Here is an 11,773-nt window from a genome sequence, read left to right on the forward strand (position 1 = left end):
GCCGTTATGTCCCGCCGTAGCCCAAACAGGTGATCCATAACAAAACGGTTCGTTCATCAGGAATCGTATATGAGACGCATCCGAGTGGCTACCGGTGGTGGGTGCCGTGGGTAGCGTCGTCGTTTCCCTCGACGCCGAACTCGGCTGGGGCTTCCACGATCTCCCGGAGCCGCCGGCCGACCGCGTCGAGTCCGGCCGCCGCGGCTGGTCGGTGATGCTCGAGTTGCTAGACGAGTTCGACGTTCCGGCGACGTGGGCCGTCGTCGGTCACCTCATGCTCGAGTCCTGCGACGGCGTTCATGAGGATCATCCCGCGCCGCCGGGCTGGTTCGATCGCGAGCGCGGCGCGTGGGCCGACCGGGCGGACCTCCGGTTCGGTCCCGACCTCGTCGAGGGCGTTCTCGAGGCCGACGCCGACCACGAACTCGCCAGTCACACCTTCTCGCACGTCCTCTTCGGTGATCCGAGGACGGATCGGGAACTCGCCGCCGCCGAGCTCGATCGAGCCACGGACATCGCCGCCGAGTGGGGCGAGTCCATCGACTCGTTCGTCTACCCACGCAACGACGTGGGCCATCGGGACGTGCTGGCCGAGTACGACGTCTCGGCGTACCGCGGTCGGTCGCCGACCCGGGACGGCGTTCGCGGCGTCTTCGACTCGACGGTCCGCGATCAGTCGCTGGTGACAACCCCCCGAACCGACGAGCACGGGCTGGTCAATGTGCCGGCCTCGCTGTTCCTCTTCGGCTTCGAGGGGCCCGCCCGAACCGTCGCGGAGTCGATCTGGACGGACCCCATGCTCGAACTGGCCCGCCGCGGGATCGACGAGGCGGTCCGATCCGACGGCGTCTTCCACATGTGGCTCCACCCGAACAACCTCACGAGCGAGCGGGACGACCAGCGGATGCGGTCGATCCTTTCCTACCTCGAGCGGCGCCGATCGGAGACCGACCTCACCGTCGAAACGATGGGCGACGTCGCGCGCCGCGTCCGGCGAGCGAGCGAGACTGGAATCGACGGCGCCACCGACGGCGTCGACGGCCAGGCGACGGTTCGATCGAACTGACCGACGCCGACCGATCCACCGCGGTACCGCCGTGAGGCCCTCGCGTGAAGGGGGCTGCTACCGTCCTCGGACCGCGGGTATGCCGACGATAACAAAGCCTGCTCCCGGCCCGTTTTCGGGCAGATGCCACCGACAGTTCTGAGTCGATGGACCGACTCGAGCGCGTTCGAACTCGGCGTGCTCGGCGTCGGGAACATCGGCATGGTTCACCTGAAGTCGGCGCTTTCGATGCCCGACGTGGACGTCGTCGCGGCGGCCGACGCGGTTCCGGAAAACCGCGACCGGGCCGACAGCGCCGGCGTCGCGCGGACGTACGACGACTACACGACGCTGCTCGAACACGAGGACCTCGATGCAGCGATCGTCGCCCTGCCGCCGTTTCTCCACGCCGACGCGGTCGAACGCGCCGCCGAGGCGGGCGTCGACGTCTTCGTCGAGAAACCGCTGGCGCGGTCGACCGAGGAGGCCGACCGGATGCTCGAGACGGCCCGCGAGGCGGGGATCGCCGTCGGCGTCGACCACACGCTGCGCTACCAGCCCGACATGGTCGGCGTGAAAGACGAGTACGACGAGGGCAGCGTCGGCCACGTCCCCTACGCTTCGATCACGCGGCTCAACGACCACCCGCTGGGGAAGCCGCCGGCCGACGAGGCGCCTCCGGAGTGGCCGATGGACCCCGACGCCGCCGGCGGCGGCTCGCTGATCGAACTCGGCGTCCACTGTTTCGACGTCCTCGAGTGGCTGTTCGGCGACCTCGAGGTCCGGGACGCGACGATGGGACAGACCCTCGAAATTCCCGCCGAGGACGCCGCGACCGTCTTACTCCGGGCGCCGGAGACGGAGACGACGATCACGCTTCACTGCGGCACCTACCAGTGGGAACAGCTCCCCGAGGTCAACACCCGGCTGCGCCTCGAGGGCGTGACGGGGACGGTCAGCAACAAGGACCACATCCCGAACAACTTCTACGCGGGTGCGGCCAAATCCGCCCTGTCGAACGTCGCGAGTCGGTTTACCGGTGACGAGCCCGACGTCTTCGGCCCCACCTTCTACCTGCAGGCCCACTACGACGCGCTGGAAGACTTCTGTGAAGCCGTCCGCAACGACGAGACACCCCCGGTCGACGGCGCCGACGGCCGGCGGACGCTGGAACTCGCCGAGGCCGCCTACGAACTGGCCGCCGAGAGCGACGACGCCGAGATCGAGACGCCGGAGGTGATGCCGTGAGCGTCCACGTGACCGGCGTCGACGATCCCGACCGACACGGCGGCTGGACGCCCGACGTCGACCGCCGGCTGGCGACCCTCGAGTCGCCGGTTCGAGCCGTCCTCGAGCCCTACGTGAGTTCGCTGACGGCGGCCGACCGGATCACGCTCGTCCCCGACGCCCACTACCCGTTCCATCCGTCGTCGGGGATGGTCACCGACCCCGCGGTCGTCGGCTCGATCGCCGGACAGCTCGGGATCTGGACCGACGCCGACGTCGCCATCGCGGGCGCGAGCGACGAGCGGATCGCGTTCGATCGGACCGCCGCCTACTTGGACTATCCGGCCATCGCCGACCGGTTCGACGTCGACCTCGTCGACCTCGCGGACGGCGGCCGGCGCAACATTATCGCCACCGTCGACGACGAGCAGGTGTCGGTGTCGGTCCCCGACCAACTCGTCGAGAGCACCGTCGTCGTCGTGCCCACGCTGCGGCCGACCGAAGCCGGCCCCGTCGCCGGCGGCAGCCGCGCGCTCGGTCGGCTCGTGAGCAGCGTCGCCGACGCCGACCCCACCGCCGTCGCGGCGACGCAGGCTATCGAGCCGACCCTCTCCGTACTGGACGCGACGACCGTCTACAGCGGCGAGCCGGCCGCGGCCGACGCGCTGTTCGCGGGGCCGACGCCGCAGGTCGACGCGATCGGCTCGTCGCTGCTCGAGCGACCGATCGAGGAAGACCCCGTGCTTCGGCAGATACACGGCGACGAGCCGTCGGTCTCCCTCGAACGCGCCGCGGACGATCCCGAGTCCGACGTCGACCTCACGGCGCTCAGACGCCGCTTGCCCGAGGGCGAACTGCCGCCGCGGGACGATACCCATCCCGCCGTCACGACCGCTTTCAGACTGTACGCCGCAGTGGCCGGCGACGCCGTTCCGCCACAGCTCGAGCAGCGATGACGGGAGGCCAAACCGCAGCCGTCACCGGCGCGACGGGCTTTCTCGGCACGCACCTCTGCGAGCGGCTGCTCGCCGACGGCTGGGACGTTCGTGCCCTGAGCCGTCCCTCGTCGGACCGGGGCGACCTCGAGGGAACCGATATCGACTGGTACGTCGGGGACCTCTTCGACGTCCCGACGCTGCACGAACTCGTTGACGGCGTCGACGTCGTCTTCCACTTGGCCGGAATGGGGCTCTGGACCGCCGGCCCCGAGACGGTCTATCGGGTCAACGCCGACGGCACCGAGAACGTCCTCGCGGCCTGCCGGGACGCCGACTGCGGGCGACTCGTCTTCACGAGCACGTCCGGGACCCGCCGGCCCGACGGCGACGCGGCGTTCGCCGACGAGACGGACGTCACCGAACCAATCGGCGCCTACCAGGAGTCGAAGGCGGTGGCCGAGCGGCTGGTCGACGACTACGCGGCCGACGGCGGCGACGCCGTCACCGTCCACCCGACGTCGATCTTCGGCCCCGGCGACGAGGAGTTCACCGTCCAGTTGCTCTCGATGGGGCTCGAGCCGACGATGCCCGCCTACCTCCCCGGCGGCCTGAGCATCGTCGGCGTCTCGGACGTCGTCGACGGCCTACTGCTGGCCGCCGAGCGGGGCGCCAGCGGCGACCACTACATCCTCGGCGGCGAGAACCTCACCTACCGGCAGGCGGTCTCGCGGATCGCCCACGCGGCTGACGGCTCTCCAGCCCGGATCCAGGTGCCCGCGACGGCGATCCACGCCGCCGGCCCGGTCGCCGAGGCGGCCAGCGCCGTCGCCGACGTGCGCATGTTCCCCTTCGACCGCCAAATGGCCCGGCTGGCGACCGAGCGGCTCTTCTACACCTCGCGGAAGGCCGAGGCGGAACTGGGCTACGAGTACCAGCCGATCGAGGCCCACCTGCCGGAGACACTCGAGTGGTACCGGACGGAAGCGTAGGCACGCCGAACGGAGAAGCCGGCAGCTATCGGCGAGTGACAGCGGCGACGGAAGGTTTTCGTTCGCGTCTTTTGCCAGAATTTCGAGTCCGTTGTACGTCCTCGGAGCGTCGATTCACTCGAGTTCCGGCGCCTCTCGAGCGGGCCGGGTCGTCACCGGCTCGCCGGCGACCGTCTCGTATACGTCGAGCATCCGATCGGCGGTCCGTTCGATGCTCACCTCGCGGGCGGCCTCGCGGCCGTTCGAGCGCTCCTCGCGTCGCAGGACGTCCACCAGGCCCTCGACCAGTTCGGCGTCGTCGGTCGCGACGCGGGAGGGGTCGACGCCGGCCAGCCGCTCCCGGACGTCGCCGACGTCGAGAGCGACCACGGGGAGGTCGCAAGCCAGTGCCTCCTTGACCGAGTTCGGCGACCCCTCGCTGTCGGAGGTCAACAGGAGGACGTCTGCGGCGTTCATGTAGTCGGGGACCGCGTCGTGGTCGACGCCGTAGACGGTCCGGAGTTCGACCGGTCGCTCGAGCAAGTCGTCGGCCGCCTTGACGATCCGCTTCGCCCGCGGGTAGTTCTTGACGCCGCGTTCGGGGGGATAGGGGAACAGCACCTGATAGGCGTCGCCGACGTCGTCCCACCCGACCTTCTCGCGGGCCCGTTCTCGGGGTTCCGGCTGAAACCGATCCAGATCGACGCCGTCCGGGATGATCCGACAGTCGCGGCCGAGTTCGTCGCGCATCTCTCGAGACATGACGACGACCTCGTCGCAAAGCGGCGCGCAGACGCTGCTGACCGGTTTGACCGGGCCGTGAACGTCCGATCCCCACAGCGATAGCACCACCGGCGTGCGCAGTTGGGCGAGGGCCATCGGCGCCGTCAGCCCGTAGTGGGCGTGGATCAGGTCGTAGCCGTTGCCCGCCTCGCGGATCACGTCGGGGACGGTCCGGAGGTAGTCGATCGGACTGCGGTCGACGTCGGCGGCGACTTCCCCGGCGACCGGCAGCGTCGTAAAGGAGACGCCGCGCTCCTCGAGCGCCGCCATCTGCTGGTTCATAAACGGTGCGTCGGCGTTCGCCGTGAGGGTGAGGACGTCCATTGCCGACTCTCCCCGAACCTACCGGGCGGCGGCGTTTTGTTATAGAGCGGTCAGCCGCGCCGCGGGCTCGATCAATCCCCGTATACGTTCGGTAATCGGCCTGAGAATTCCGTCCCCGACGACGCAATGGTCGCTAGCGCTCGAGTTATCTTCATCTACTCTTATATATTTTCCACGGATGTACTGAGGCACAAAACCGCCCCTTCAACCCGCCAGAACCCGTCCGTTGCGGAGGGCCGGGATCGACACCGGATCGGTAGTCGATCACTGATTTCGCGTGCTCGTCACACCCCTTCCCGGTACGCAACATTCCGCGAGCCGCGGTTCGCCGAGAGAAGCGCGCCGCGAGGCTCGCGACGGCGACGATCGTCGCTCTCACCGACCCGAGCGACGTAGCCGTCCTATTACAAAGCGTCGCTCCGGGCTACGTTCTGTCGATGCGGATCCTCGTCTTTGCCAATACGCCCGCACACGTCCATCTGTACCGACACGCCGTCGACCGCCTCGAGGACGCGGGACACGACGTGCTCGTGTTGACTCGGGAGTACGCCTGTACGACGGACTTACTCGAGTTCTTCGGCATGCCGTATCGGGTGTACGGCGAACACGAGACCGACGGCTACTCCATGGCCAAATTCGCCCGCGAGCTCGGCGGTCAGTTCTACACGATCGGTCGCGAGGCGCTGCGGTTCGATCCGGACGTCGTCTTCGGTCGCGGCCCCTACGCCGCGTACGCGGGGACGCTGACCCGAACGCCGGTCGTCCTCGTCCTCGACGACGAGCCGGGCGACTTCAACCACACCGTCTCCCGACCCTTCGCCGACTGCATCCTCTCGCCTGCGGTCACGCGACGCGATCTCGGCGACGATCACTACACCTTCGCGGGGTTCAAAGAGTGCGCGTACCTCCACCCCGACGTCTTCGAACCCGACGCGAACGTCCGCGAGTTCCTCGGCGTCGATCCGGACGAACCGTACGTCCTCGTCCGGTTCAACGCCCTCGACGCCCTCCACGACACCGACCTCGAGGGGTTCCGGCCCGAGCAGCGCCGCGACCTGATCGAGCGCCTGAGCGAACACGCGACCGTCTTCGTTTCCGACGAGGGCGACGAGATGGATCTCAGCGAGCTCCCCGCGCGGCCGTACGACCTCCACCCCGCCATGATCCACGACGCGATGGCCGAGGCCGACCTGCTAGTCGCGGACACGGGGACGATGGTCAACGAGGCCGCGCTTCTGGGAACGCCCGCGTTCCGCTTCCGGGGCACCGACGACCACGAGTACGGCGAATTTCAGGAACTCGAGCGCGCCGGCCTCGCCGAGCAGTTCGACGACTACGCCGCGGTTCGCGACCGCTCGATCGAGATCCTCACGGACGACGGCGCGGGCGAACGCTGGGAGCGCCGTCGCCAGGAGTACGTCGCCGAGCTGGTGAACCTCTCCGATCTGCTCGTCGAGGTCGCCCTCTCCCGCGGGTCCATCGACCGGCTCAGTTCGCCCACCCGGGGCGCGCTACAGCCCAAACGGCGCGAGCAGCCCCAGCTCTGAGGCGGTCGGGACGCTTGGCCGGCAACGGCAAGTGCGATATGTAACCGCCTGTCTGTTGACTGTTCAGCCACACGATGTATCAGAACATTCTGCTCGCGACCGACGGGAGCGACGCCGCTCGTCGGGCGACCGAACACGCGATCGAACTCGCCGATCAGCTCGGAGCCAAGCTGCACCTCCTCTCGGTGTCCGAGGACGGCCCCCAGGCGACGGATAAACAGGACGAGATGCGGACGGACCACCAGGCGGAGGCCAACGAGGCCGTCGAGGAGGCCGAACGGACCGCCTCGTCGCACGGGGTTGACACGTCTACGGTCGTCCGTCACGGCGTCCCCCAGGAGGAGATCATCGACGTCGCCGAGACGAACGCGATCGATCTGATCGTCATGGGGACCCACGGCCGCTCGGGACTCGATCACCTGGTCACCGGCAGCGTCGCCGAGGAGGTCGTTCGGAACGCGACGGTGCCGGTCGTCACCGTTCGCGAGTAGTCGTAGCGTCTCGGGCGAGAACGCACGCGGCGGCCCCCTCGAGACGGCTTTCGTCCGCCGTTCGCCGAGAACCGGGCGGTCGCCCGCTGCTAATGGCGGATTACCCCGCAGATACGGCATCGATAATTAACCCACGCGATCCTGAATTCCCGCTATCGTGGCGGTACGTTTTCCGACGACCCGCGGGCGCTCGGCGGCCGATCGGCCGGGCTGCCGATCGCTCCGGTTCGGTTTCGAGAACTCGAGTCTCCCGTGTCCGCCGGCGGAGGCGGTCGGACGATGAGCGACGGGACCGCGACCGTCGCCGGCGACGTCCTTCGGGTGCTCGTCGTCGGCGACGCGCGGCGGGTCGACGCCGCGACGGACGCGCTCTCCTCGCAGCTCGAGTCGATCTCGATCGTTAGGGAACGGACGCTCGCGACCGCCCTCGAGCGGCTCGCGCAACTCGCGATCCACTGCGTCGTCTGTCCGTTCGAGACGGGGGCCGATCCGTCGCCGCTCGCGGCCGTCCGCGACCGGGACGGCGAGGTGCCAGTCGTCGCCGTCGTCGACGGTGCGGCCGCCGACGGACGCGCCGCCGAAGCGGCCCTCGAGGCGGGCGCGACCGACGTCGTCGAGGCCGATGATCCGCCGTCGCTCGTCGCGACGCGGGTCAGGAACCTGGCCGATCGCTACCGTCTCGAGACCGCTCCGGAGCGCCGCGACGGGTCGGTACTCGAGCGCTCCGACGCGCTCGTCTGGGTGGTCGACGCGGACGGCGACCTCGAGACCGTCAGTTCGGCGGTCGAACCGCGACTGGGGTACACGCCGACCGAACTCGAGCGGACGCCGTTGACGCGGCTCGTCCACCCCGAAGACCGCGAGTCGGCGACCGACCTCCTCGAGACCGCGGCGGCGACCGCGTTCGGAACGACCGAGCGCGGGACCGTCCGGATCGGCCACGCCGACGGGACCTGGCGCGTCTACGACCTGCGCTGTACCAACCGGCTCGGTGACCGCGACGTCGACGGGCTCGTCTGCACGCTCGAGCCCGCGTCGGTCCGCGAATCGGACGGCCCCGCTCGACGGGCACTCGACCGGTTCGACGAGGCGGTGTTCTCCCTCGGGCCGGCCTGGGAGCTCCGCTACGCCAACGCGGCCGCCGACCGACTGTTCGACGCCGACGGATCGGCCGAGCCCGGAACCATCGTCTGGGACCTCCTCGACGACGCCGTCCGCGGCCGGTTCGCCGAACGGTTCCAGGAGGCGGCCGCGACGGAGCAAGTCGTCACCTTCGAGACTCCGTATTCGTCGCTCGAGAGCCGGCTGTCGGTGTCCGTCCATCCCGGCGCGAACGGCGTCACCGTGTACGCGCGCGAGGCGGACCCCGCGGCGTCTCCCGTCGACCGCGAGCGGCTCGACCTCCTCGAGTCGGTCGTCGACGCCGTCGAGGACGGACTCGTCGTGCTCGAGGGGTCGACGATCCGCTTCGCCAGCGCCGGTCTCTTCGAGTCCGCCGACGCGGAGCCGCTGGTCGGCCGGGAACTCGACGCGCTCTTCGACGACGCGCTCGCCGCGGCGGTCCGCGAGCGGGCGTCGGCGACGGTCGCCAGGTGGATGGAGCCGCTCTCGGGGACGCTCGCCCTCGACGGACGAGCGGTCGACGTCTTCGTGACGCCGCTCTCGGACGACCGGGTCCTCTGTGTCGTCCGCGACAGGCGCCGTTCGGCGGCGGCCGCGCTGTCGACCGTCGGCGAGACGGTCGCGACGATCCGGGCCGCCGACTCGCCGGGCGCCGTTCGGCGGGCGACCGTCGACGCGGCGCTGACCTGCGCGGGCGCCGACCTCGCCGCGTGGTACCTCCGCGAGGACGACCGCCTCAGGCCGGCGGCGGTGGAGACGGCGTCGACCGCCGGCTCGGTCGACCTGCCGCCGATCGATCCCGCCGAGACCGAGCTGCTCGAGCGCCTCGCCGAGGCCGAGACCGCGACCGAGGACGAGCCCGGATTCGAGACCGATACCGACGCGGCCGGACCCGCCGTCGCATTCGACCGGTCGGAACTCGAGTCCGTGCTCGCGAACGCCGGAATCCGTGCCGAACGGGTCGTCGCCGTTCCGGTCGGCGACCGCGGCGTGGTGCTCGCGACGAGCACCGAGCCGATGGCCTTCGGGGAGCGCGACCGACTCCCGCTCGAGACCGTCGTCGCCGCGGCCGCGACGGCCCTCGAGGCCCTCGAGGGCGCGGCGGCGGTGCGATCGTGTCGGACGGACCTCGAACGCCTCGAGTACGTCGTCGACCGCTGTCGCCGGCTCCGCGAGATCGAGCGGACGCTGCTCGCCGGCGAGACGCGCCGCGAGATCGAGTCCTCGCTCTGCGAGGCGCTCGTCTCCCTCTCGCTCGACGAGGAACCCGGGGCGATCGATCTGGCCTGGATCGGTGACGTCTCGGCCGGCTCCGACCACATTACGCCCGACGCCTGGGCCGGGCGGAACGGCGACGCGATCGAGTCGATGTCGGTTCCGATGGACGGGGACGACGAGTCGACGCATCCGACCGCGAGAGCGGCGACGGCGCTCGAACCGACCGCCGCTGTGGATATCGACGCCGACGATCACGCGGACGAGACGACCGGCGCGTGGGACCGCCGGACCGCCGAGCGCGAGTTCCGATCAGCGCTGAGCGTCCCGCTGGCGATCGACGACTTCTGTTACGGGACCCTCACCGTCTACGCGGAGCAGCCGGTGGCGTTCGACGACGCCACGCGAGCGGTCTGTACCCATCTCGCGGCGGTCGCCAGTCACGCGATCGCCGCCGTCGAGCGCAAACGAGCGCTGCTCTCCGAGCGCGTCACCGAACTCGAGATCGTCCTGCAGGGGGCCGACGAGCCGCTGTCGGCGGTCGCCCACCGACTCGAGCGCCGACTCGACGTCGAGGCCGTCGTCCCGCGCTCCTCGGCCGGTTCGACGGTGTTCTGTACCGCGACCGACGTCACCGAGGACGCGCTCCGGGCGGCGGTCGAACCGGTGTCGGGCGTCGAGTCCGGACGGCTCGTCGGCGAGCGGCCGGACGCGTCGCTGCTCGAACTCGTCCTCACGACGTCGACGCTCGCGACGACCCTCGCCGAGCACGGCGGCGTGTTGCGCTCCGTCGTTCCGGTCGACGATCGCACCCGACTCGTCGTCGACCTCTCGAGCACGGTCGACGTCCGGTCGTTCGTCGGCCTGATCGAGCGCCGCCAACCGGGGGCGAATCTGGTCGCCCGACGCGAACGCGACCGATCGGTTCAGCCCGCCCGCGCGTTCGACACCGAACTCCGCGCGCGGCTCTCGGAGCGACAGCTCCGCACCCTCGAGACCGCCTACTATGGCGGCTTCTTCGAGTGGCCCCGCGAGAGCACCGGCGAGGAGATCGCCGATTCGCTCGGCGTCTCCCAGCCGACGTTCAGCCGCCACCTGCGGCTGGCCCAGCGGAAGGTCTTCGCGTTGCTGTTCGACGAGCGACCCGACGCTGCCGAGGAATAGTATCAACCCTCGTGTGGGTATTAGTGTCTTACCGCGGCCCGAAACCGACGAATCGGAGCGTAAGGCGCAATTTCTTCCACTCGGTAACGTACCGGAACGACGACGCGTGAATAGATATAGCGGGTCCCGCCGACGCCGGTTCCGTGTATAGCGTCTACCATCATGTACTCGCGGCCGAATTCAGTAGTCGATGAGCGAGTTCGCGGTAACGAGGAATTACAGCCGAGATCCGAGAGGAGGGATCGACCTGTGAGCATCGACGTCACCGAATACGAGAGCGATCGCACGAGCGTTCGGTCCCAGGCCGACGGCGGCATCGTCACCCAGCTCCGCCTCGACCACTCGTCGCTGTTCCTGCGACCGACCCTCCGACGGGCGACCGACGTCACCGTCGAGCCCGAATACTGGACCACCGTCGGCGCGGGTCGGACGCTCGTCTTCTGTAGCGTCTCCGGCGACTCGTTCGAGGACTTCGAGTCGGCGCTCGAACTGGATCCGACGGTCACCGATCCGGTGCTCGCGGACCGCTACCCCGACCGGCGCGTTTACCGGGTCGAACTCACCGACCGAGCGGTGACGTTCATCGCGGCGACGGCCGAAGTCGGCGGCCGACTGCTGGACCTCTCGAGTTCCCATGACGGTTGGCGCGTCCAGCTTCAGTTCCCGAACCGAGACGATCTCGTCTCGTTCAACAACCACTGCCGCGACCGCGACATCTCGGTCACGGTCGACCATCTGCGACTCTCCGACGACGAGGACGACTGCGTCGTCGCTCTGACGGAAAAACAGGAGGAACTGCTGGCCGTCGCCCACGAGGAGGGCTACTTCGACGTTCCCCGCGGCATCTCCCAGGACGAACTGGCCGACCGACTCGGTGTCTCGAAGTCGGCGGTCTCTCAGCGGCTCCGGCGCGCGATCGGCGAGCTCTGCGCGTCGAAGCTCTGTTGAG

Annotated in this window: 9 protein-coding genes; 8 read left to right on the forward strand and 1 reads right to left on the reverse strand. The window is 69.4% G+C overall.

Annotated features, from left to right (window positions below):
- Positions 1 to 106: 106 nt before the first annotated feature.
- The 4 genes from HTUR_RS24800 (at position 107) to HTUR_RS24815 (ending at position 4,199) form a co-directional block, all read left to right on the forward strand.
- On the forward strand, positions 107 to 1,066 hold the full coding sequence (locus HTUR_RS24800; RefSeq protein WP_049942163.1) for a polysaccharide deacetylase family protein: 960 nt from the start codon (positions 107 to 109) through the stop codon (positions 1,064 to 1,066).
- Between the two features lie 123 nt (positions 1,067 to 1,189).
- Positions 1,190 to 2,293 carry a Gfo/Idh/MocA family protein gene (locus HTUR_RS24805; RefSeq protein WP_012946128.1) on the forward strand — a complete coding sequence of 368 codons (1,104 nt, stop codon included), beginning with the start codon at positions 1,190 to 1,192 and terminating at the stop codon, positions 2,291 to 2,293.
- On the forward strand, positions 2,290 to 3,228 hold the full coding sequence (locus HTUR_RS24810; protein WP_012946129.1) for a hypothetical protein: 939 nt from the start codon (positions 2,290 to 2,292) through the stop codon (positions 3,226 to 3,228). The genes HTUR_RS24805 and HTUR_RS24810 overlap by 4 nt, the downstream gene beginning before the upstream one ends.
- Positions 3,225 to 4,199 carry an NAD-dependent epimerase/dehydratase family protein gene (locus HTUR_RS24815; protein WP_012946130.1) on the forward strand — a complete coding sequence of 325 codons (975 nt, stop codon included), beginning with the start codon at positions 3,225 to 3,227 and terminating at the stop codon, positions 4,197 to 4,199. The genes HTUR_RS24810 and HTUR_RS24815 overlap by 4 nt, the downstream gene beginning before the upstream one ends.
- A gap of 114 nt (positions 4,200 to 4,313) precedes the next feature.
- Here HTUR_RS24815 and HTUR_RS24820 read toward each other — a convergent pair whose 3' ends face one another.
- The gene (locus tag HTUR_RS24820; protein ID WP_012946131.1) at positions 4,314 to 5,285 is read right to left on the reverse strand and encodes a glycosyltransferase; all 972 of its coding nucleotides are present in this window, start codon (positions 5,283 to 5,285) and stop codon (positions 4,314 to 4,316) included.
- Positions 5,286 to 5,722: 437 nt separating this feature from the next.
- Here HTUR_RS24820 and HTUR_RS24825 point away from each other — a divergent pair, with 437 nt between their 5' ends.
- From HTUR_RS24825 to HTUR_RS24840, 4 genes are all read left to right on the forward strand, one after another.
- Positions 5,723 to 6,832 (forward strand): DUF354 domain-containing protein, encoded by a 1,110-nt coding sequence (locus HTUR_RS24825; protein ID WP_012946132.1) that lies wholly within the window; start codon positions 5,723 to 5,725, stop codon positions 6,830 to 6,832.
- A gap of 74 nt (positions 6,833 to 6,906) precedes the next feature.
- The gene (locus HTUR_RS24830; RefSeq protein ID WP_012946133.1) at positions 6,907 to 7,323 is read left to right on the forward strand and encodes a universal stress protein; all 417 of its coding nucleotides are present in this window, start codon (positions 6,907 to 6,909) and stop codon (positions 7,321 to 7,323) included.
- A gap of 279 nt (positions 7,324 to 7,602) precedes the next feature.
- A complete protein-coding gene (locus HTUR_RS24835; protein WP_012946134.1) occupies positions 7,603 to 10,824 on the forward strand; it encodes a bacterio-opsin activator domain-containing protein in 3,222 nt (1,073 codons plus the stop codon).
- 249 nt (positions 10,825 to 11,073) lie between these two features.
- Positions 11,074 to 11,772 (forward strand): helix-turn-helix domain-containing protein, encoded by a 699-nt coding sequence (locus HTUR_RS24840; protein WP_049942157.1) that lies wholly within the window; start codon positions 11,074 to 11,076, stop codon positions 11,770 to 11,772.
- Position 11,773 lies beyond the last annotated feature (1 nt).

The sequence above is a fragment of the Haloterrigena turkmenica DSM 5511 genome, from assembly GCF_000025325.1.
Taxonomy (GTDB): Archaea; Halobacteriota; Halobacteria; order Halobacteriales; family Natrialbaceae; genus Haloterrigena; species Haloterrigena turkmenica.